We start from the raw sequence: 20,172 nt of genomic DNA, 5'->3' as shown, positions 1-20,172 counted from the left end.
TAATCCCCGGAGCCTTTTGCCCTAATGCCGACGTCGGCATGCAAGGGATTGCGGCAAATGGCCGGAGCTACGTCTGCGGCGGCAAGGGCGCCGACAAGAACGGGCACTACCACTGGAACGTGTAAAAGGGCTGCCCTCCGTTGTAGGGCTGGAACCGTAGTCACGCCGAACCCGCCAACGACGCGCGGGCGAGGTGCCTATATGCGCCGTTTCAGCCCGACGTGTGCCGTCCGATACCCGAGCCGGGTGTAGAAGGCTCGGGCCCGTTCCCGTGCTTCGTCGGTGGTCACTTGTGCTAGTTGCGCCCCACGCGCACGGCCAAAATTGTGGGCCCACTCAAGCATCGCGGCACCCAAGCCCTGTGAACGTTCCGCGGCAGCAACTCGAAGTCCTTCGATCTGTAGTCGGGAAGAACCACCCCGGGAAAGTCCTGGAATGACGGTCAATTGCATCGTGGCAACAATGCAATCGGAATCATTGCGGACAACCCCCAGATAGTTGGAGCTGTCGCGAACAACCAGGTTGTAGGCCGCCTCGTACCGTTCGAGCTCGGCGCACTCCCGATCCGGACCGAACTGATCATCCGACAGCAGCGCGGCGATGGCTTTAACATCATCGCGTCTCGCCCGTTCCAGCCTGAAGGTCCGGCCAGCCGCGCGCAGAAGTCCTCGAACCGAGGACCGCGCATCTGACTGCAAACGAGCGACCAGAAGATCAAGCCATCCGCCGACGCTGACCCGGGCCTCAACGGTGTCGGGATAGCGGCACCTCAAATGCAACCCGGTGTCGTCCAGGATGAACCACAGCATGACGCCGTCCGTGTCGATTGTCGCGCTCACGTACTGGGCGTCGAGTCCGACGGAATCGATTCGCACAGGCAGCCTGCGCAGGTCCAGCCAGGAGATCGCGAACATCCCGGGAACTACCGGCATGCCGCCCCATGGAGCCAGGACGTCCGCGAGGGGCCATGAGCCAAGCTGTACGGCCTCTTTGACCGCGGCCGCCGCGGCGAGCGGCTCGGCGACCGCAGACTCAAGTACCGAATTAGTGATGAACCATCCGACTGAGTCATGCCATTTGTCGTCGAAGCGGCTGTGCACGGGAAATACGGCTCGCAGCGGGGTTCCCGCCAACTCTCGGGTCACCGCGGTCATCGCGACAACGGCGAGTGCGAGCGTCGAGACACCGTCGTTGCGGGCTTGCGCCGCGAAGGCCGCACCGTCGTCGAGATCGAACACATCGCGAACTTCCACGCGCTCGCGCTGAGGATCGGGCGCACCCAGGGGCAGTGGGAATTGCGGCATTGCGCCGCCGCTGTCCCCGATGATTTGTTCCCATCGGTGGCGCACGTGGTCCGGCGCCGGTTTCCGGTCCAGCAGCGTCTGGGTGTGTTCAACAAACGCCGGCGCTGGCTCGGGCAACAGTTCACGGCCGTTGCTCCCGGCGTCGAGGGCTGACAGCAGGTCGCGCGCGATCACCAGCATCGACCACATGTCCACATGTGCGTGGTCGGCCGCGATCACAACGGTGATTCCAGCGGCAGTCTCCAAAACGCACAGCCGGTGTGAGGGGCGTTGGTATGGGGAGCAGGCCGCATCAAGGATGTCCCGCACCGCCTCATTGACGGCCTGGCCAGGAGATACCTCATGCTCCACCCAGGTTCCCGGACCAATTTCAATTTCGTGAAGCTCCGGATCACCGTCCGCACCGGGCACGAATGCCGTTCGCAGAGTTCCGTGACGGCCGACGACGGCCAGCCACGCATCGGCAATCGCCTCACGACCAGTTGGTGCAGGCAGCCGAAAAGACATTGCCATCCAGGAGCCGCGCCGGTCGCCGGCCCCGACATGGAGCCGCTGGTCAAAGGACACCGGAAGACGACCCCGGAGCGCAGACACGCTGACGTCATAGCCCCAAAGTCGTCCGAACGGTAGGCGCAGGTGCGTGACGTTGGTCAGGCGCATGGCAGTATCGTATCGCCCCAGATAGCCTGAATGCTCAACGCGGCCGCTCCAAGTGCCGCGGCCAGTGACGAAACGAGGAGCTTGATGCCCACTTTCGAGGTTCCCGGCGCCGAGCTTGCGGTTGCTTTGAGCGACGAAGGTGGGCATCCGATTGTCCAACTGCATGGCCTCACTTCAAGTCGCGCGCACGACCGGGTTCTCAACCTCGACCTCGGCCGAGGACTCAGTGGAACCCGGCTGCTGCGGTACGACGCACGCGGCCATGGCCGGTCGACAGGCCGGAAGGTCCCCGAGGACTATCAGTGGCAAAACCTCGCCGACGACCTCCTGCGGCTGCTCGATCACTGGTTCCCCGGCGAACGTGTCCACGGAGTCGGTCCCTCCATGGGTACCGGCACACTCCTGCACGCCGCTTCCCGCGAGCCGGACCGCTTTACCGGGCTCACTCTCATGGTGCCGCCCACTGCGTGGGAAACCCGAGCTGCGCAGGCTGCAAACTACCGGGTTGCCGCGGCGCTTATCGAGTCTGTTGGTGTCGAGGCATTCCTCGCCACCACCCGCGGAACAACAACCCCGCCGGCCACGATTGGTGCGCCGGAGACGGTGCCCGACGTCCCCGATGCCCTCTTGCCGTCGGTGTTTCGGGGCGCGGCACTCAGCGATCTGCCTGCTCGTGAGGCCGTCGCGCGAATCGATATCCCGACGACGATCCTGGCGTGGGTTGATGATCCGGGACACCCGCTGTCAACCGCGGAATCCCTCGCCGCGCTGCTCCCCCAAGCAACACTGACGGTCGCCCGCACCCCGGACGATGTCGAAACCTGGCCCAATATCCTGAGCCGAGATATTGAACGTTGGGGCTGAGACAGGATGATCGTTACCCGATCAGGTAGACCATGCCGCGCCCCTCGTCGGCGAGATTGGCGGCGAAGACCCGAGCGAGTCGGAGATAGCCAACGGCATACTCGACGTCAAGGTCCCGATCGACACGTGGCGAATCCGGCAACCGCAGCCTCACCTCCGCATCAGAGATATCGTCCAAGTCCTGAGCAATCGTCAAAACCTCGGACGGAGTCAAGGCCCTTACCCACGGGTCCCAACCGTCGCCATGCATGGTCACGTTCCCTTCAAACATACGAAAAGCGGGTCGCGCCGCCATGGCCGCCCCCATTGGGGCCGTGAGAACCTGTAGATGCCGCCACGCCTTGTCCAGATAGAGCATGTCGCGCTCAGATATCAATTGCTCGAAGGTGGTACCACTGGTCCCGACACCAGGGTCAAGGCCCCAAGCATCAGCAAGCGGATCGACCGACACGAAGGTCATCGGGTCGGAAAGCACCCGTTCAGTGAGGTCGCCGTCGAATGCATATGCGTAATATCTGATTCCCATTCACCAAGTATTGCCAAAGAGCAAACCGCGCAGGACGGTTGAGTTGCGTTATGTGGATAATTCGCGAGATGCACTGTACCGGCATGTCGATGACCAGCCGCACCGATTTGTTCACGCGACCTTGAGAGGCGTGATGGCCGCGATCTGCCCAGCCGCACGATCTTCGGCAACGTCGAGATCGTAATGCGTCTGCAGGTTGAGCCAGAACTGAGCCGACGTTCCAAAATACTTGCCGAGACGTAGTGCCGTGTCGGCTGTGATCGCACGCTTGCCGTGCACTATCTCATTGATTCGGCGCGGCGGCACATGGATCGCCACGGCGAGCTTGTTCTGCGTGATGCCGAAACCCACAATGAAATCCTCCATGAGAACTTCACCTGGGTGAATCGGCGCAAGATAGTCAATGGTAGTCAACGATCTCCACCTCCTCTGGTCCAGCGTCTGTCCACCTGAAGCAGATCCGCCACTGGTCGTTGATCCTGATGCTGTATTGACCGGCCCGGTCACCTTTCAGTGCTTCGAGCCGGTTCCCCGGCGGAACGCGGAGATCCTCGATCGACTCCGCGGACCCCACCTGGCGAAGCTTGCGGAGGGGGGACCGAAGGATCCGTGAATCCATCGAAGCCACATGCTCACGACGCCACAGCCGTTCGGTGTCTTTGCTCCCGAACGACCTGATCATGACATCAGAATATAACGCACGGCGTTAATAACGCTAGACGTTAAATCGGGGCCTCACCACGCGTTCCGTCACAGGAAAGCAGGCGTCCGGCCGGCGAAGTCACCCCGGCATACACCACGCCGGATGGACGGCGTAACTATCGGCGCCACTGCAGCGAGCGGACGGATAGGCTGGGTGGATGGCGACAGTTATTCTCGTGCGGCACGGCCGCACTACAGCCAATGCCACTGGGCTGCTGGCCGGCCGGGCCGTCGGCGTCAGCCTGGACGACATCGGGCGCGACCAGGCGGCTCTGACGGGAAACCGTCTCGCGGCCGTGCCCTTGGTCGCGGTGGTGTCGAGCCCGCTGGAGCGTTGCCAGCAGACCGCCCGGCTCATCCTCGATCACCAGGCTGGCACGCCTTACGCGCCGGTCGATCCCGATCTCACCGAGTGCGATTACGGCCAGTGGCAGGGCCGCACGCTCAGTGATCTCGCGACCGAGGATCTGTGGCCGGTTGTGCAGTCCCAACCGTCCGCCGTCGTCTTCCCCGGAGGTGAATCCATGGCCGCGATGCAGGCTCGGTCGGTGGCCGCGATTCGACGCCACGATACAGCCTTCGAAGCCGAGCACGGGCCTGGAGCCGTGTGGGTGGCCGTGAGTCACGGCGACATCATCAAGTCAATCCTCGCCGACGCGCTCGGCATGCACCTTGACCTGTTCCAGCGTCTTACCGTGGGCCCCGGCTCCGTATCGATCGTGCGCTACGGCGCTAGCCGGCCCAGCGTACACGCGACAAACACCGACGCGGGTGATCTGTCATGGCTGTCAAACGGCGTCCACTCTGGCGATGCGCCGGTGGGCGGCGGAGCAGGACGGCAGGCGCCATGAACCCCAGGCTTTAGAATACTGACATGCCTACACGTGTTCACGAGTTTGCCTGGCCTGATCGGGTCGTCGTCGGAACCATTGGCCTTCCAGGGGCGCGCACGTTCTACCTGCAGGTACGGGCAGGGACGCAGATCGTCAGTATTGCCTTGGAGAAGCAGCAATCGGCTCTGCTCGCGGAGAAGATCGACGAAATTCTCGACCAGCTCATCACCGTGGAGGGCAACCCCTTCAGCGTTCCCACGAGTACTCCCATCGAACTTGTCGACAATGATCAGCTCGACGCCGTTCAGGAGCAGTTTCGCACCGGCGTCATGAGCCTAGGCTGGGACCCAACCACGGCCCAGGTGGTACTAGAGGCCTACCCCATCGCCGATGTCGATGCTGATGAAAGCGACCCGTCGCTTGATGAGGACGGCGCTGACGAGACCGAAATGCTCCTGGTGCGCATGCCGGTCGGCACCGCCCGCGCGTTCGCCAAACGTACCCGTGAGATCGTGGCCGCCGGGCGTCCCACATGCCCGCTCTGCGGTTACCCGATAGACCCCGACGGGCACGTCTGTACCCTCCCCGAGGTCTGATGCCAGCGACGGACCTAGTGACCGCCGAGCTGACGCTCACCGGCCGCATCACGACGGCTTCAAACGCCACATTTCTGGGCAGAATAGGCGACGTGGCGGTTGTCTATAAGCCAATAGCCGGCGAAACCCCGCTGTGGGACTTTCCCCATCGCACCCTGGCTCTCCGGGAAGTGGCCGCCTACCTGGTCTCGCAGGCTTTCGGCTGGGACATCGTGCCGCGCACCTGGCTGCGCGATGGTCCGATGGGCGAAGGAATGGTGCAGCTCTGGCAGGACCGAGACCCCGCGCAAAACGCCGTGGACCTGGTCGAAACGGACCATGTGCCGGAGACGGGCTGGAAACCCGTCCTCGAGGGACAAGATGCGAACGGACGGATGGTCACCCTCGTTCACGAAGATTCACCAGCGCTCAGACGCATGGCGGTGTTCGATGTCGTCGTCAACAACGCCGACCGCAAAGGCGACCACATTCTTGCCATGACGGACGGACACCGGCACGGCGTGGACCATGGGCTCACCTTTCACCGAGACCACAAACTGCGCACGGTGCTGTGGGGTTGGTTGGGAGACCCCCTGACCGCCGAGGAACTAAACGGCATCGATCGTGTCAGCGAAGGACTGCACGGTGGCCTGGGCCGAAACCTGGCGGACTTGCTCAGCGCCGAAGAAATCGCATCGCTCGCCGCCCGCTGCGCCCGGTTGCGCTTGGCGGGGCGGTTTCCGGCTCCGAGCGGTGAGATGTCCGCTGTGCCTTGGCCGCTGTTCTAAGGGACTTGGGCTGCGCCGAAGGCCGCCGCGATGCGCTTTCCCGCCCTGGCCGGCCCACGCTGCGGGCGTGTGTTGTCCGGGCGGAAAGAAACCCGGCCAGACTTGTTTGGTGAGTCGGCAGCCGCGGCACCACGTACCCAGCCTGCGCCCAGAGTGGACGAATAAGGTAGTGGGGCTTACATGTCTGCGCAATGAACCGGCAGACACGAACCGCATGTGGAAGGACACCGAATGGCAAAGCCCACAACGAAGTCACTGAAAACCCGTATCGGAATCGGAGCGGCCGCCGTAGTGGCCGCCGGCGCAATGGCCACCGTCGGCATCGGAGTAGCAGCAGCCTCGCCGTCCGCCCCGGCGCCGTCCGCAACCGCAAGCCCGTCGGCCGGAGCCAAAACCGGCACCCACGCAGGTGCCGGGAATCTCGGCGCGTTCCTGCGCCTCAATGCGAACAGCCCGCAGGCTGCCGGGGACCGCGCCGCGAAGGCCGCCACCGCGCTGGTGAACCACCCGAAGGTTTTCTCCAAGCTTCCGGCCGCCTTGCAGGCGGACCTGACAACCCTCAAGAACGCCGCCCCGGCTGACCGGGTGAAGGACGCCGTCAAAATCAAGACCACCGCCCTCTCCGGCGGATACGGCGCCGACATCCAGAAGCGCGCCGAGAACCTGCAGAAGACCGCGACCGGGACCGCAGGGCTGCGGCAGGAATTGCGCACCGCCCTGACTTCTGCCAACCCGGGCGCTGGCATGCAGAAGATTGCCCACCAACTCATCAGCCACCCGAAACTCTTCGCCAAGCTCCCGGCCAACCTGCAGTCGGACCTGAAGACCATCAAGGCCGCCGCCCCGGCTGACCTGGACACCCAGGCCAACAAGATCAAGGACACTGCGCTGAACGGCGGATACGGTGCCAAGATCCAGAAGGCAGTCCAGTCGCTTGAGAAGAAGGCCTCCGCCACGGCACCCGCGGCCTAACGGGCCGCTCCATTTTCCGGTAAAGTGCCGCGCACCTGATCCTCGCGACAACCACAAAGGGTCCCCGCATCAGCGGGGACCCTTTGGGGCATGGCCGCATACATGCCGATGTTCCGGCAGTGTCCAATCAGCGGACCGAACCACAGCCGGTGAGTTACGGATCACTGCTTGGGCGCTAGACGTTGAAGCGGAACTCCACCACATCGCCGTCGGCCATGACGTATTCCTTGCCTTCAATACGCACCTTGCCGCGGGACTTGGCCTCGGCCATCGACCCGGCGTCGATAAGGTCGTCGTAGGAGACAACTTCGGCCTTGATGAATCCGCGCTGGAAATCCGTGTGGATGACTCCGGCAGCCTGCGGCGCGGTGTCGCCTCGGTGGATGGTCCAGGCGCGGGCTTCCTTGGGACCGGCGGTGAGGTAGGTCTGCAGTCCGAGCGTGTGGAAACCGACGCGTGCCAACTGGTCCAGGCCGGATTCGTCCTGGCCATTCATCTCAAGCATCTCGCGGGCTTCTTCCTCGTCGAGTTCGACGAGATCGGATTCCAGCTTGGCGTCGAGGAAGATGCAGTCCGCCGGCGCCACCATGGCGCGCAGTTCCTCTTGCTTCTCCGGGTTGCCGAGGATTCCTTCGTCCGAGTTGAAGACGTAGATGAAGGGCTTGGCCGTGAGGAGGCTGAGCTCCTTGAGGTGCTCCATCTCGAGCTTGTCGCTCTTGATGGAGGAGAAGATCGTGTCGCCCCGTTCCAACACGGACTGGGCTGCCAGGATCGCAGCGAGTTCGGCAGCTTCCCGCTTCTTGATCTTGACTTCTTTTTCGATCCGGGGAATGGCCTTTTCGATCGTTTGGAGATCGGCCAGGATCAGTTCGGTGTTGATTGTCTCAATGTCAGAGCGGGGATCGACCTTGCCGTCGACGTGGACAACGTCGGGGTCGTCGAAGACGCGGATGACCTGGGCGATGGCTTCTGCTTCGCGGATGTTTGCCAGGAACTTGTTGCCCAGGCCTTCGCCTTCGGAGGCGCCCTTGACGATTCCGGCGATGTCAACGAACGAGACGACGGCGGGCAGGAGGCGCTGCGATCCGAAGACCTCCGCCAACTTCTGCAGGCGCGGGTCCGGGAGGTTGACGACGCCGACGTTTGGCTCGATGGTGGCGAACGGGTAGTTCGCGGCCAGCACCTGGTTGCGGGTCAGTGCGTTGAAAAGAGTTGATTTGCCGACGTTGGGCAGTCCGACGATGCCAATAGTAAGAGCCACGAGCATTGATTCTACCCGTTGAGTGCCCCTGTCCGCTTTGCGGGGAAGAACCCGGGAGCCCACGCCCCGGTGCCGTGACCCCGCTTCGCTAAATTGTCCTACCCCTATGCCAAGGTTGGAAGCATGGATGGTTTCGCAGTAATTCTCGCTTTGTTCATGCTTCTTCTCGGAGGGTCCGCCGGTGTGGTGGCCGGCTTCGTCCTGTTCCGGCGCCGGAATGCGGCGCTCGAAGAAGATTTCGACGGCGTCTCGGCCCGGCTTGCCTCGGTGAACGCCCAGTTTGCCGCGGCCGACGCCGAACGGCGCCTTCTGCTGTCGCAGAACCGTGAACTGAGCGAGGCCAGGAACCAGGATGGCAGTGTATTGCGTGCCCTCGCCCCGGTCGCAGAGAAGCTGACAGCCGTCCAGCAACAGGTCTCCCTTCTGGAACGGGATCGTTTGGAGCAGTACGGCCAGCTTGCCCAGCAACTCCAGGAAGCCCGGCTGTCCGATGAACAACTGCTGCGCTCAACGCACGCCCTTGCCTCCGCCCTCCGGTCCAACAGTGCGAGGGGCCAGTGGGGTGAAGTCCAGCTGCGCCGGGTAGTGGAAGCCGCCGGCATGCTGCGCCACGTCGATTTCCACGAGCAGGTGCACTCCGCTTCCGCCGACAATGCCATCCGGCCGGATCTTGTGGTCCAGTTGCCGGGTGGAAAGCAGTTGGTAGTGGATGCAAAGGTTCCGCTGGCGTCCTACCTCGCTGCCCAAGAACAAGGCAGCACAGGACATGGCGACACCAAGCACTCCGCGGAGAACGGCATCCTGTCGACGGGCAATAGCACTGATGCCCTGCTCACCGCGCATGCGAAGGCGCTCAAATCCCACGTGGATGCCTTGGGATCGAAGAAGTACTGGGACATCCCCGGCAACTCACCCGAGCTGGTGATCTGCTTCCTGCCCGCGGAATCCATCCTGGCCGCGGCCCTCGAAGCGGACCCGGCACTGTTGGATCACGCATTGTCCAGGAATGTGGTGCTCGCGTCCCCCGGCACTTTGTTGGCAGTTCTCAAGTCCGTTGCCTTCACGTGGCGCCAGGACGTCTTGACGGACAACGCCCGGGAACTCTTCGAGCTCGCCCGGCAACTGTACGAACGGATGGGCACTCTCGGTGACAACGTGGGCAAATTGGGCTCATCGTTGAAGACCTCGGTGGATCGCTACAACGCACTCGTCGGAACGCTCGAAGCACGCGTTTTGCCGACGGCACGGAAACTCAATTCCATGGACACCGACGGCCTGGTGTCACCGCCGGCGGTGGAAGCAGTGCCGCGGACCCTCGCCGCACCCGAGTTGATCGAAGGAGAATCCGCGGCCTGAGGGCCTTCGGCCCCGACTACGAGTTCGGCCGGTTCCCGCGTCCGCCCAGGGCGCGTGTGACGTCTCCGGCCTCTTTGAGGGTGGCGCGCAGTTCCTTCGGCAGGGAGAACAGCAGGTCTTCCTCCGCCGTCACCACCTCTTCGACCGCACCGTAGCCGTAATCGGCCAGCAAACGGAGAACGTCCTGGACCAGGACCTCGGGAACGGAAGCACCGGAAGTTACGCCCACGGTGGCGACGCCTTCGAACCAGGTCTCGTCCACCTCGTTCGCGAAATCGACCCGGTAGGAGGCTTTGGCGCCATACTCAAGCGCCACTTCGACGAGCCGCACGGAGTTGGAAGAGTTCGCAGATCCCACCACGATGACGAGATCAGCTTGCGGGGCAATCTTCTTGATGGCCACTTGGCGGTTGGTGGTGGCATAGCAAATGTCGTCGCTGGGCGGATCCTGCAACGTGGGGAACCGCTCCTTGAGCATCCGGACGGTTTCCATCGTCTCGTCGACGCTCAGGGTGGTTTGCGAAAGCCAGATGGTCTTCTCCGGATTGCGCACGGTGACCTTGTCCACTTCGTGCGGACCGTTGATGATCTGGATGTGGTCCGGGGCTTCGCCCGCCGTTCCTTCCACTTCCTCGTGACCGTCGTGGCCGATGAGGAGAATGTCGTAGTCTTCCTTGGCGAAGCGGACGGCTTCGCGGTGCACCTTCGTGACAAGCGGGCAGGTGGCATCGATGGTGCGCAGGCCGCGGTCTTCGGCAGACTGCACGACAGCCGGGGACACGCCATGGGCGGAGAAGATCACCAGGGCGCCTTCGGGTACCTCGTCCGTCTCCTCGACGAAGATGGCACCCTTCTCCTCCAGCGACGTGACCACGTGCACGTTATGCACGATCTGCTTACGCACGTAGACCGGCGGACCGTAGTGTTCCAGCGCCTTCTCCACTGCGATGACTGCGCGGTCGACGCCGGCGCAATATCCGCGGGGTGCCGCGAGCAGGACTCGTTTGGGGCCGGAAACCGGAGCGGCGGCCAGCACCTCTTCCGGCGTCCGACGCCTACGCGGGACAGAGGGCATCGGAATGGAAACTGCTGAGCTGGTCATCCCTCCATGCTACCGGCAGCATTCGCCCGCACGCTCGGCCTCGTTTTGCGGGAGAAGATCACGACGAGCAGGCCGAGAAGCACAAGCACTCCCGCGGCAATCCATGCGTTGGTGATCCAGCCGGTGAAATTGTCGACCGACGCCGCCACCAACTCCCGCGCGAAAAGCCCACCCGTGGCGGTTCCACCCAGGCCTGCATCGCCTGCGCCCTTCAGTACGGTCGTCGCCACTTGCCACAATGCCGCGACGGCGGCCAAGCCCAGTCCGGCGAACAGGAGAACCACGCCCCTGCGCTTAGCGGCAAGCAGCCCCAGGGCAAACAGCAGGACGGCGCCGAGGCCGGGGATCCACCACATCGGGGCGTATGCCGCGATGGCGTCCACCTGTTGGCGCTGGGCGGGTCCCCCGATGTTGATCACGGTGGAGTCCGGCGTCGAAATCGGGAGGCCGGTTGCCGCGTGCAGCCGGTCCGCGGCGATCTTGACCAGGGGCCCGACGTCGAGCACCAGGGATGTCCCCGAGGTCGAGTTCCCGGGGCCTCCGTTGCCCGTGAAATTCAGTTGGTGGCTCCGGCGTACGGTTTCATTCCACGCTTGCGGGTATTCGGGCCATGTGGTCATTGCCGTGGCCGCGTCCTTGAGGAATGAAGCACCAAGTTGTTCCACGGGCGCCGGCAGATTGACTTTTGATTCAAGGCTTGCGACGGCGGTGGCAGCCAGGCGGGCCTGGAACGCCTGGTCCTTCCCGATCGGCGCGGTGAGCGCCACAAACCCGTCTTCCCGGACGATATTGGCGTCCGTCCATGCCATAGGGACGGCGATTCCTGTGAGCAAAAGGGCAAAGATCACTGCGATTGCAGAGACGAACGTACGCAATGGATTCCTCAAGATTGGAGTGCAGCAGTTTCCAGGCGGAGCGACGACGGGTAAATGTCGGTCATGCATGCTACAAGGTATGGATAGAGTTGGAAGCCTGCCGCCGGCTTTCCGGTAGCGATTTTCAGTAGCACTGGTAGCAGCAGTGCTTCCGGCACCCCTTAGCAAAGTACCAGCGAGGACGGAACCATGCACAAGCCACCCGCAGGAGGCTACCCGCGTGTCCCATGATGCCCTACCCGGCGGCGCGCCGCGGGCGTTGCCGATTTCGGGGCTCCCCGACGCCGGAGCCCAGGAAGAGGCGACCTCCGGGGAAGAATCCACGAAGGCAGAGTCAACCCTGCCCGCGACGGCGTCGGAGACAAGTCCCGACAATCCTTGGCCGCTGCAGCTGCTGTCCCGCAAGCTCAAGACGCACATAGAACGCGCCCCGGCAGCGTGGATCGAAGGCCAGGTCATCGAACTCAACCGTCGCGGAAGCAGCGCTTTCGTGACGCTGCGGGACACCGACGCCGAAATCTCCTTGCCGGCGTCCCTGTGGTCCAATGTCCTGGACCGCCAGAAGATGCCGCTTGAGCGTGGCTCACGCGTCGTGGCCCTGGTGAAACCCGAATTCTGGCTCAAGACCGGTCGGCTCAACATGTCCATCAAGGACATCCGTCCCGTCGGCCTCGGCGATCTCCTCGCGAGGATCGAGCGCTTGCGCCAAGCCCTTGGCGCCGAAGGGCTGTTTTCGGACTCGAGGAAGAAACGGCTGCCCCTCCTCCCCCACCGGATCGGGCTTATCACGGGCCGCGATTCGGACGCCAAGAAGGACGTTCTGCGCAACGCGGCCCTTCGCTGGCCCGCCGTCGAATTCGCCGTCCGGGAGGTCGCAGTCCAGGGCGTCACCGCAGTCAACCAGATCCTGGCTGCGCTCAAGGAACTCGACGCCGACCCGCACGTGGATGTGATCGTGATCGCCCGAGGCGGCGGAGCCCTGGAAGATCTGCTTCCGTTCAGCAACGAGGAACTGGTCAGGGCAGTATCCGCGGCGACCACCCCGGTGGTCAGCGCTATCGGCCACGAAGCAGACCACCCCATCCTGGACGATGTCGCCGACCTTCGCGCTTCCACGCCCACCGACGCCGCGAAGAGGATCGTCCCTGACGTCGTCGAGGAATTGGCGACGGTACGTCAGGCCCGCGAGCAGCTACGCCGGGGCGTCGGTCGCCTGGTGGACCGCGAAACGGATCGACTCCACGCGTTGAGATCGCGACCTGTACTGGCGTCACCCGAGGGAATGGTCACGGCACGGGAAGAGGACATCGAGCGCCTCCGGAAACATGCACACACTGCGGTGAGCTCCGCGGTTGTCCGCGCCCTTGACCAAGTGCATCACCTCCGCGCCCAGGTACGGGCGTTGTCCCCCCAAAAGACGCTCGACCGCGGGTACGCCGTCGTCCAGGTTGCCGGGGCGGACGGGGTGGGCCACGACGTCGTCCGGAGCCCGGACCAAGCCCCTGAAGGCACTGGACTGACCCTTCGGCTGGCGGAAGGCCGCCTTGCCGCCGTATCTGCCGGATCCGCCGAATCGTCCGGAACTGCCGGCCGCCCGAGCAAGCATCAGCAAAACGAGGACTAAGAAATGACAGCAGAAAACACATCCCCTGCAGCCAAGGCTACGGCTGACAACCTGGACGCCCTCAGCTACGAGGAAGCCCGTGAGCAGCTCATGGCCGTGGTGGGCCGCCTTGAAGCGGGTGGAGCAAGCCTTGAGGAATCACTCGCCCTCTGGGAACGCGGCGAAGCTCTTGCGAAGCGATGCGAGGAGTGGCTGGAGGGCGCCCGCAGGAGGCTTGCCGCGGCCCGGAGCAAGGGCGAGGACAGCCCGACCGCCGGCTAGGAGCGGACGGCCAGGGCCCGTTCCGCCGACACGTCGAAGTCGGCCGCGGGCCACGCCAGGTCCAGCTTTTCGAGGGCCTCCAGGAGAAGTTCCTGGACAGCGATCCTCGCAAACCACTTCTTGTTCGCCGGAACCACATACCAAGGCGCCACTTCGGTTGAGGTTTTCTCGAAGACGAGTTGGTAGGCCTCCATGTAGGAATCCCAAAACGCGCGTTCCTTGAGGTCGCCGGTGCTGTACTTCCAGTGTTTGGACGGGTCGTCCAAGCGCGCAAGCAGGCGTTCCTTCTGTTCATCGCGGCTGATGTTGAGCATGACCTTGACGATCGCGGTGCCTCGTTCGGCGAGGCGTGCCTCGAACGCGTTGATGGCAGCATAGCGCCGTTCCAGTTCGGCCTCATTGGCCCAACCGTGCACCCGGTGAATCAGCACATCCTCATAGTGCGAGCGGTCAAAGACCCCGACGAATCCGGCGTCGGGAAGGGACCTCTCAACCCGCCAGAGGAAATCGTGGGCTTTCTCCTCGTCCGTTGGAGCCCTGAACGGAGCAACCTTGACTCCCTGGGGATCCATGGACCCCACGACGTGCTCGACAATCCCGCCCTTGCCGGCCGTATCCATGGCCTGGAGGATCAGCAGCACGCGTTTGGACGATCCGAACTTTCCCTCCGCAAAGAGCATCTCCTGCAGTTCGTCCAAGCGTTCGTCCTGGGCGGCAAGCAACGCGACGCCGTCAGACTTCTTTCCTTTGTAGCCCGGCGTGGATTCCGGGTCCACACCGGACAGCAGGAAGCCCGGCCCGGCCTTCAGTTCCTTTGACGGACTGTGCTTGAAACGCACTGCAGCGGCCATGTGGGCTTCTCCTCTGGTCTGGCCGCATTCGTCGCGGCCTGCACAACAGGCTAGTTCCCTTGGTACCGGCCGAGGAAGTCCGCCATGCGGCCGATCGCTTCTTCAATATCCTTGACGTTTGGCAGGGTCACCATGCGGAAGTGGTCCGGACGCACCCAATTGAAGGCCCGTCCGTGTGAGACGAGGATCTTCTGTTCCCTGAGAAGGTCGAGGACGAATTTCTCGTCGTCGCGGATGCGATAGACCTCGGGGTCCAACTTCGGGAACAGGTAGAGGGCTCCCCTGGCCTGTTGTGTGCTCACGCCGGGGATGGCATTGAGCAGGTCGTAGGCTTTGTTCCGCTGTTCAAGGAGCCTGCCGCCGGGCAGGATGAGATCGTTGATGCTTTGGTGGCCCCCGAGGGCGGTCTGGATGGCATGCTGTGCGGGCACATTGGCGCACAAACGCATGTTGGCGAGCAGGTTGATGCCCTCGAGATAGTCTGCGGCGTCCTTCTTGGGACCGGAGATGGCCATCCAGCCGGCACGGTAGCCGCACACACGGTAGGCCTTGGACAGTCCGCTGAACGTCAGGCAGAGGACGTCGTCGCCGGTGAGCGCGGCAAGGTTCACATGGACTGCGTCTTCGTAGAGGATCTTCTCGTAGATCTCATCGGCGAACACCACAAGGCCGTGCTTTTCGGCCAGGGCCACGATCTTCTTGAGGGTCTCCTCCGGGTACACGGCACCCGTGGGGTTGTTGGGGTTGATGACCACGATGCCCTTGGTTTGCGGCGTGATCTTGGATTCCATGTCCTCAAGGTCCGGCTGCCAGCCCGATTCTTCGTCACACAGATAGTGGACCGGACGGCCGCCGGCCAGTGCTACCGAGGCGGTCCAGAGCGGGTAGTCGGGAGTGGGGATGAGAATCTCGTCTCCCACTTCCAGCAACGCCATGAGCGACATGGTGATGAGCTCGCTGACGCCGTTGCCAAGGTAGATGTCGTCAACGTGGATGTTTTGGATGCCACGGGTCTGGTAGTACTGCGAAACGGCGGTACGGGCCGAGAAAATTCCGCGCGAATCGCTGTAACCCTGGGCATGGGGCAGATGGCGGATCATGTCCACCAAAATCGCGTCCGGCGCTTCAAATCCGAACGGTGCCGGGTTTCCGATATTCAGTTTGAGGATGCGGTGACCCTCTGCCTCCATCTGCTGGGCGGCCTGAAGAATCGGTCCACGGATGTCGTAAAGGACATTATGAAGCTTGGTGGACTGCTTGAATTCTGCCATCCATCAAATATGCCACACCGGGGATGTACTTCCGTTGAGACATCACTCACATTGACGACGACGGCGGCGAGGCCCCCAAAGGGTTCCTCGCCGCCGTCGTCCCTTGCACGGGCCTCCGCCGCCTGGGCCCACGCCACCGAGGGGCCCCAATCGAGCTTGCGAGTTTTGGGGAGGTGGCGGGGAGGGTTCCCTGGACGAGCGGAGCGAGGCGAGGGAGTCGGTGGGGACTTACTTCACGATCCCCTTGTCCTTGAGCCAAGCGGCTGCAGCATCCTTGGGATTCTGCTTCTGGTTGCCGCTCACGGCGCGGTTGAGGTTGATGAGGTCGTCCGTGGTCAGAATCTTGGACACGTTGTTGAGCGCTTGCTTCGCCTTGTCCGTCATCTTGGCCATGTTGTACAGCGGGAGGACCTGCTGGGCCTTGAAGTTGTTCTTGGGGTCATCCAGGACCACCAGCGCGTTGTCCTGGATGGACGGCGTGGTGGTGTAGATGTCGGCAACCTGGACGTCGTTGGAAAGCAGCGCCTGCAGTGTCAGGTTTCCGCCTCCGTCGCTGAACGGCTTCAGGCCCTTGAGCACGCAGTTGTAGTTGGTCTTGAGGCCCGGGAGCCCGTAGGCGCGGGTCTCAAAGGTTGCCGGTGCCGCAATCGTGAAGTCTCCACAGTTCTTGGCGAGGTCTTCGATGGACTTGAGCTGGTACTTTTCCGCCGTGGCCTTCGTGACAACCATGGCGTCCTTGTCTTCGGCCTTGGCGGGGTCGAGTACTCCCAGGCCCTGCGGAAGCTTCCCGGGAAGCGCCTTGTAGACGTCGTCGGCGGAGACCTGCGAGGCGCTGGTGTCCAGGTAGGACAGGAGGTTGCCGGAATAGTCGGGGGCGAGGTCGATCGAACCGTCCTGGACAGCCTTGAAGTAGATCTCGCGGGATCCGATATTGGGCTTCGTCGTAGCGGTGACGCCGGCGGCGTTCAGTGCTCCGGCGTAGATTTCGGCAATGACCTGGCTCTCGGGGAAATCTGCCGAGCCCACGACGAGCGAGCCACCGGCCCCGGAGGGGGCGTTAGTGGACGGGCTGGACAGCGGGCTGCCGCCACATGCGCTCAATGCGAGCGCAATGCCGACGCCGGCCGCCAGGCCGCCGAGCCCGCGGCGGGTCAGGGTGACGGGTTGCTTCATGCGGTACCTCCTTGAACGGCAGCCCCCGCTGGTGCAGTGGCTGCGAGATCTCCGGCGGCCTTGTGGCCGCCGTTGGAATCGATGGAAAGTCCGGGCGGGAGGAGGACCCTCTGCGCCAAGGCCAGAACGAGGTCGACGGCGATTGCCAACGCCGCGATGAGCAGTGACCCGCCGAGCATGCGGGGGAAGTCCTGAAGGACCAATCCGTCAAAAAGATAACGCCCCAGGCCGCCCAGCGGAAGATACGCCACCACGGAAACCGTTGCGATGACTTGGAGGACCGCAGTGCGGATGCCGCCGAACATGACTTGGAGTCCGTTGGGCAGCTCCACACGGAACAAGATCTGGAGTTCTGTCATGCCCATGGCCCGGGCACCGTCAACCACCGTCGGATCCACGCTGGAAATCCCCGCGTAGGTCCCGGCCAGGAGGGGCGGCACGGTCAGGATGACCAGGGCCCAGACAGGTGGCATGAGACCGCTCCCGGCCAACAAGGCGAAGAGTACAAGCAGGCCAAGGGTGGGAAGGGCCCGCAAGGCGCCGGCAAACGCCACGGCAACGACGCGCCCGTGTCCCGTGTGGCCGATGAAGAGACCCACCGGCACGGCGATGGCCGCGGCAATCACCAGCACCAGCCCCGAGTACTGCAGGTGCTCCAGGAGCCTCGTGGCGATTCCGTCGCTTCCTGACCAGTGGGCCGGATCCGTGAGCCACGCGATGGTGTCAACGAAGATGTTGCTCATCGGCCTGCCTCCGCGTGGACCCGGGCATCAGCGATGAACTGCGCTGTTTTGCCATCCTGCTTGGCGGAGACCGCACCGGCCCGCGTCCAGGGCGTCAGCAGCTTCTCCAGAAGGACCAGGACGGTGTCCATGACGAGGGCCAGCAGGAGGATCGCGATGATGCCCACCACCACCTCTGTGACGAACGCCCGCTGCAGCCCGTCAGTGAACAGCATCCCCAAGTTCCCGACACCCAGGAGCGCGGCGACGCTCACGAGGGAGATATTGCTGACTGACACCACGCGAAGGCCCGCAAACAGCACCGGCAGGGAAAGCGGAAGGTCGATCTGCAGGAATCGTGCGGTCGGCTTGAATCCCATGGACACAGCCGCCATGCGGAGGTCGTCGTCCACGGAATCGAAGGCGTCCATGGCAGCCCGCACCAGCAGGGCAACGGCATAGAGGGTGAGGGCGACCACCACATTGAGCGGATCCAGGATCCGGGTTCCCAGGATCGGCGGCAGGATGATGAAAAGCGCCAGGGAAGGAATGGTGTAAAGCAGCGAACTTCCCGTGGTGACCACGGCCCTGAGGGTACGGTTCCGCCGGGCCAGCTGCCCCAGGGGCACCGCGATGAGCAGTCCCAAAACCATGGGAATCAAAGCCAGGATGAGGTGCTCGCCGGCCCGTTCGAAGACCATGCCGCTGTTCGCCAGGAACCATTCCATCAGGGGGCGTCCTCCCGGTTGTGCCGGGTCACTTCGATCAAGGCCAGCACTTCATCGGCTTTGAGGACGCCGACGAGCCTGCCGTCGTCGTCAACCACCACGCCAAGGCCGGAAGGCGAGGACAAGGCGGCATCCAGCGCCCGGCGGAGCGTATCCCCGCGCCGGAACAAAGAGCCTCCGGGAATCAGCCCGGCACCGTCGCGTGGCGAGGCCCAACCCATGGGCCGGGAGTCGCCGTCGAGCACCAAGGCCCATTCTGTGCTCCCCGCGGCAACCTGCGGGACCTCCACCGTCTTGACCGGATGTACCGGAACAGCTTCGGCGCCGTTGAAGGCAAGGTGCCGGAATCCCCTGTCGCGGCCCACGAACGAGGCGACGAAGTCATTGGCAGGGGCCCGGAGGATCTCTTCCGGTGCCGCGTATTGCGCCAGTTTGCCTCCGACGGCGAAGACGGCCACTTTGTCACCGAGCACGGTGGCTTCGTCGATGTCGTGGGTCACGAAAACAATGGTCTTGGCCAGTTCGCGCTGCAGCCGCAGGAGTTCCTGCTGGAGTTCGTCACGGACCACCGGGTCCACGGCGCTGAAAGGCTCATCCATGAGCAGCACGGGTGGGTCCGCTGCGAGCGCACGGGCAACCCCGACGCGCTGCTGTTGGCCGCCGGACAATTGGGACGGGTACCGCTTGCCGAGCACCGAAGCCAGCCCGACGACGTCGAGCAGCTCTTCCGCGCGTTTGCGGGCTGCGGCCCTGGAAACGCCGTTGAGCCGTGGAACGGTGGCAATGTTGTCCAGGACCGAACGGTGCGGCATGAGTCCCGAAGACTGCATGACGTAGCCCATGGAGCGGCGCAACTGGGCGGCAGGTTCGTTCGAAACATCCTTGCCGTCCACGGTGATGGTGCCCGAGGTGGGATCCACCATGCGGTTGATCATCCGCAGGGACGTGGTCTTTCCGCAGCCCGAGGGCCCGACGAAAACGGTGATGGCACCTTTGTCGATGGACATGCTCAATCCATCAACGGCGGGTTGCCCGCCCTGATACTGCTTGGTGACGCTCTGGAACTCAATCATGGCTTCAGCCATTCCGGGGCTTACCTAACTTTTCGGGCCGCAAATATCAACGATGGAAGTCAATCAACAGTGAACTGATGTTCTACAGCCTAACCAGCGCCACCGACGATGTCAGCGCAGGCGCGAAGACCGTAATGAATCGGCAATGCTCAGGGCGACTGCAGTTTTCCGTTGAGTGGCCGCTCGCTGTGCAGGCGGAGGCCGATGTCCACCAGCGATACCCGGTTCAGTCCGGGAACCTTGCCCAGCGGCACCCATGCGGCGTGGGTGGTGCTGCCGTCTATTTCGTGTGTCAATTCTCCGCCCGTGATGCTCGCCTCGTAGACCAGCCGGATGGCCTGGAAATCACGGTCGGATCCGTCCATCCGCTCTTCACCCGGCCAGTGGCCGACGTCGATTCCGAGCATCGGCCCGATATCGGCGTCGTACCCGGTTTCCTCTTGGATCTCGCGGCGACAGCCGTCCACGGGATGCTCCCCCAGGTCCAGGCCTCCTCCGGGAAGGGTCCAGCCTTCCTTGCCGTCTTGCTTCCAATAGGCGAGGAGGATCGCTCCGTCGCGGATGACCACTCCGTACGCGGCCGGGCGGGTGTCGAACTGGATGCTCATGGAGCCAGCCTAGGCCTAAGCTGGAGGGAACACCGTTCAGCAC

General features: G+C 63.5%; 22 protein-coding genes. 8 read left to right on the top strand and 14 right to left on the bottom strand.

The annotated features are described in order from the left end of the window. Positions 1-197: 197 nt before the first annotated feature. A complete protein-coding gene (locus BMF89_RS17105; RefSeq protein WP_078108276.1) occupies positions 198-1,964 on the bottom strand; it encodes a GNAT family N-acetyltransferase in 1,767 nt (588 codons plus the stop codon). Positions 1,965-2,048: 84 nt separating this feature from the next. On the opposite strand from BMF89_RS17105, the gene BMF89_RS17100 reads away from it, so the two are divergent. Beyond that, a complete protein-coding gene (locus tag BMF89_RS17100) occupies positions 2,049-2,828 on the top strand; it encodes an alpha/beta hydrolase (protein WP_078108275.1) in 780 nt (259 codons plus the stop codon). 13 nt (positions 2,829-2,841) lie between these two features. On the opposite strand, the gene BMF89_RS17095 is transcribed toward BMF89_RS17100, so the two are convergent. From BMF89_RS17095 to BMF89_RS17085, 3 genes are all read right to left on the bottom strand, one after another. After that, entirely contained in the window at positions 2,842-3,354 is a 513-nt protein-coding gene (locus BMF89_RS17095; protein WP_078108274.1) for a DUF1877 family protein, read from the bottom strand. 111 nt (positions 3,355-3,465) lie between these two features. Continuing rightward, positions 3,466-3,768 (bottom strand): HigA family addiction module antitoxin, encoded by a 303-nt coding sequence (locus BMF89_RS17090; RefSeq protein ID WP_078108273.1) that lies wholly within the window; start codon positions 3,766-3,768, stop codon positions 3,466-3,468. After that, on the bottom strand, positions 3,755-4,036 hold the full coding sequence (locus BMF89_RS17085) for a type II toxin-antitoxin system RelE/ParE family toxin (RefSeq protein WP_078108272.1): 282 nt from the start codon (positions 4,034-4,036) through the stop codon (positions 3,755-3,757). Before BMF89_RS17085 ends, BMF89_RS17090 begins: the two co-directional genes overlap by 14 nt. Positions 4,037-4,214: 178 nt before the next feature. Here BMF89_RS17085 and BMF89_RS17080 point away from each other — a divergent pair, with 178 nt between their 5' ends. The 4 genes from BMF89_RS17080 (at position 4,215) to BMF89_RS17065 (ending at position 7,224) form a co-directional block, all read left to right on the top strand. Beyond that, positions 4,215-4,907 carry a histidine phosphatase family protein gene (locus BMF89_RS17080; protein WP_078108271.1) on the top strand — a complete coding sequence of 231 codons (693 nt, stop codon included), beginning with the start codon at positions 4,215-4,217 and terminating at the stop codon, positions 4,905-4,907. A gap of 23 nt (positions 4,908-4,930) precedes the next feature. Then, a complete protein-coding gene (locus BMF89_RS17075) occupies positions 4,931-5,485 on the top strand; it encodes a DUF3090 domain-containing protein (RefSeq protein ID WP_078108270.1) in 555 nt (184 codons plus the stop codon). Then, positions 5,485-6,252, top strand: a complete 768-nt coding sequence (locus BMF89_RS17070; RefSeq protein WP_078108269.1) for an SCO1664 family protein — start codon at positions 5,485-5,487, stop codon at positions 6,250-6,252. Before BMF89_RS17075 ends, BMF89_RS17070 begins: the two co-directional genes overlap by 1 nt. 231 nt (positions 6,253-6,483) lie before the next feature. Further along, positions 6,484-7,224 (top strand): hypothetical protein, encoded by a 741-nt coding sequence (locus BMF89_RS17065; protein WP_078108268.1) that lies wholly within the window; start codon positions 6,484-6,486, stop codon positions 7,222-7,224. A gap of 175 nt (positions 7,225-7,399) precedes the next feature. Here the strand turns inward: BMF89_RS17065 and ychF are convergent, their stop codons facing one another. Next, on the bottom strand, positions 7,400-8,485 hold the full coding sequence (gene ychF / locus BMF89_RS17060) for a redox-regulated ATPase YchF (RefSeq protein WP_078108300.1): 1,086 nt from the start codon (positions 8,483-8,485) through the stop codon (positions 7,400-7,402). Positions 8,486-8,608: 123 nt separating this feature from the next. On the opposite strand from ychF, the gene BMF89_RS17055 reads away from it, so the two are divergent. Next, complete coding sequence (locus tag BMF89_RS17055; RefSeq protein ID WP_078108267.1) at positions 8,609-9,841, top strand: DNA recombination protein RmuC; 1,233 nt, start codon at positions 8,609-8,611, stop codon at positions 9,839-9,841. 16 nt (positions 9,842-9,857) lie between these two features. Here the strand turns inward: BMF89_RS17055 and BMF89_RS17050 are convergent, their stop codons facing one another. Both BMF89_RS17050 and BMF89_RS17045 read right to left on the bottom strand, forming a co-directional pair. Then, a complete protein-coding gene (locus tag BMF89_RS17050) occupies positions 9,858-10,943 on the bottom strand; it encodes a 4-hydroxy-3-methylbut-2-enyl diphosphate reductase (RefSeq protein WP_078108266.1) in 1,086 nt (361 codons plus the stop codon). Beyond that, entirely contained in the window at positions 10,940-11,818 is an 879-nt protein-coding gene (locus BMF89_RS17045; protein ID WP_078108265.1) for a hypothetical protein, read from the bottom strand. The genes BMF89_RS17050 and BMF89_RS17045 overlap by 4 nt, the downstream gene beginning before the upstream one ends. Positions 11,819-12,158: 340 nt before the next feature. On the opposite strand from BMF89_RS17045, the gene xseA reads away from it, so the two are divergent. Further along, positions 12,159-13,442: an exodeoxyribonuclease VII large subunit gene (gene xseA / locus BMF89_RS17040; protein WP_253190872.1), complete on the top strand. Its 1,284-nt coding sequence runs from the start codon at positions 12,159-12,161 to the stop codon at positions 13,440-13,442. 3 nt (positions 13,443-13,445) lie between these two features. Continuing rightward, entirely contained in the window at positions 13,446-13,703 is a 258-nt protein-coding gene (locus tag BMF89_RS17035; protein WP_078108264.1) for an exodeoxyribonuclease VII small subunit, read from the top strand. Here the strand turns inward: BMF89_RS17035 and BMF89_RS17030 are convergent. From BMF89_RS17030 to BMF89_RS17000, 7 genes are all read right to left on the bottom strand, one after another. Further along, positions 13,700-14,554: a PPK2 family polyphosphate kinase gene (locus BMF89_RS17030; RefSeq protein WP_078108263.1), complete on the bottom strand. Its 855-nt coding sequence runs from the start codon at positions 14,552-14,554 to the stop codon at positions 13,700-13,702. The two genes, BMF89_RS17035 and BMF89_RS17030, sit on opposite strands and share 4 nt — an antisense overlap. Positions 14,555-14,604: 50 nt before the next feature. Next, positions 14,605-15,825: a pyridoxal phosphate-dependent aminotransferase gene (locus BMF89_RS17025; protein WP_078108262.1), complete on the bottom strand. Its 1,221-nt coding sequence runs from the start codon at positions 15,823-15,825 to the stop codon at positions 14,605-14,607. A 228-nt stretch (positions 15,826-16,053) separates the two neighbouring features. Further along, complete coding sequence (locus tag BMF89_RS17020) at positions 16,054-16,998, bottom strand: ABC transporter substrate-binding protein (protein WP_078108261.1); 945 nt, start codon at positions 16,996-16,998, stop codon at positions 16,054-16,056. Continuing rightward, positions 16,995-17,741, bottom strand: a complete 747-nt coding sequence (locus BMF89_RS17015; protein WP_078108260.1) for an ABC transporter permease — start codon at positions 17,739-17,741, stop codon at positions 16,995-16,997. The genes BMF89_RS17020 and BMF89_RS17015 overlap by 4 nt, the downstream gene beginning before the upstream one ends. Then, complete coding sequence (locus BMF89_RS17010) at positions 17,738-18,448, bottom strand: ABC transporter permease (RefSeq protein ID WP_078108259.1); 711 nt, start codon at positions 18,446-18,448, stop codon at positions 17,738-17,740. Before BMF89_RS17010 ends, BMF89_RS17015 begins: the two co-directional genes overlap by 4 nt. Continuing rightward, entirely contained in the window at positions 18,448-19,533 is a 1,086-nt protein-coding gene (locus BMF89_RS17005; protein ID WP_078108258.1) for an ABC transporter ATP-binding protein, read from the bottom strand. The genes BMF89_RS17010 and BMF89_RS17005 overlap by 1 nt, the downstream gene beginning before the upstream one ends. 137 nt (positions 19,534-19,670) lie before the next feature. Continuing rightward, positions 19,671-20,129: an NUDIX hydrolase gene (locus BMF89_RS17000; protein ID WP_078108257.1), complete on the bottom strand. Its 459-nt coding sequence runs from the start codon at positions 20,127-20,129 to the stop codon at positions 19,671-19,673. Positions 20,130-20,172 lie beyond the last annotated feature (43 nt).

The sequence above is a fragment of the Arthrobacter sp. SRS-W-1-2016 genome, from assembly GCF_002009585.1.
Classification (GTDB): domain Bacteria; phylum Actinomycetota; class Actinomycetes; order Actinomycetales; family Micrococcaceae; genus Arthrobacter; species Arthrobacter bambusae_A.
Note: the sequence above shows the minus strand (reverse complement) of the source record. Positions and strands in the feature narration are given on the sequence as shown.

Bases quoted from the DNA above. Each gene is read 5' to 3' on its own strand.
- BMF89_RS17105 (WP_078108276.1), bottom strand. From the start codon at position 1,964: ATGCGCCTGACCAACGTCACGCACCTGCGCCTACCGTTCGGACGACTT.
- BMF89_RS17100 (WP_078108275.1), top strand. From the start codon at position 2,049: ATGCCCACTTTCGAGGTTCCCGGCGCCGAGCTTGCGGTTGCTTTGAGC.
- BMF89_RS17095 (WP_078108274.1), bottom strand. From the start codon at position 3,354: ATGGGAATCAGATATTACGCATATGCATTCGACGGCGACCTCACTGAA.
- BMF89_RS17085 (WP_078108272.1), bottom strand. From the start codon at position 4,036: ATGATCAGGTCGTTCGGGAGCAAAGACACCGAACGGCTGTGGCGTCGT.
- BMF89_RS17080 (WP_078108271.1), top strand. From the start codon at position 4,215: ATGGCGACAGTTATTCTCGTGCGGCACGGCCGCACTACAGCCAATGCC.
- BMF89_RS17075 (WP_078108270.1), top strand. From the start codon at position 4,931: ATGCCTACACGTGTTCACGAGTTTGCCTGGCCTGATCGGGTCGTCGTC.
- BMF89_RS17070 (WP_078108269.1), top strand. From the start codon at position 5,485: ATGCCAGCGACGGACCTAGTGACCGCCGAGCTGACGCTCACCGGCCGC.
- BMF89_RS17065 (WP_078108268.1), top strand. From the start codon at position 6,484: ATGGCAAAGCCCACAACGAAGTCACTGAAAACCCGTATCGGAATCGGA.
- BMF89_RS17055 (WP_078108267.1), top strand. From the start codon at position 8,609: ATGGATGGTTTCGCAGTAATTCTCGCTTTGTTCATGCTTCTTCTCGGA.
- BMF89_RS17050 (WP_078108266.1), bottom strand. From the start codon at position 10,943: ATGACCAGCTCAGCAGTTTCCATTCCGATGCCCTCTGTCCCGCGTAGG.
- BMF89_RS17035 (WP_078108264.1), top strand. From the start codon at position 13,446: ATGACAGCAGAAAACACATCCCCTGCAGCCAAGGCTACGGCTGACAAC.
- BMF89_RS17030 (WP_078108263.1), bottom strand. From the start codon at position 14,554: ATGGCCGCTGCAGTGCGTTTCAAGCACAGTCCGTCAAAGGAACTGAAG.
- BMF89_RS17025 (WP_078108262.1), bottom strand. From the start codon at position 15,825: ATGGCAGAATTCAAGCAGTCCACCAAGCTTCATAATGTCCTTTACGAC.
- BMF89_RS17020 (WP_078108261.1), bottom strand. From the start codon at position 16,998: ATGAAGCAACCCGTCACCCTGACCCGCCGCGGGCTCGGCGGCCTGGCG.
- BMF89_RS17015 (WP_078108260.1), bottom strand. From the start codon at position 17,741: ATGAGCAACATCTTCGTTGACACCATCGCGTGGCTCACGGATCCGGCC.
- BMF89_RS17010 (WP_078108259.1), bottom strand. From the start codon at position 18,448: ATGGAATGGTTCCTGGCGAACAGCGGCATGGTCTTCGAACGGGCCGGC.
- BMF89_RS17005 (WP_078108258.1), bottom strand. From the start codon at position 19,533: ATGGCTGAAGCCATGATTGAGTTCCAGAGCGTCACCAAGCAGTATCAG.
- BMF89_RS17000 (WP_078108257.1), bottom strand. From the start codon at position 20,129: ATGAGCATCCAGTTCGACACCCGCCCGGCCGCGTACGGAGTGGTCATC.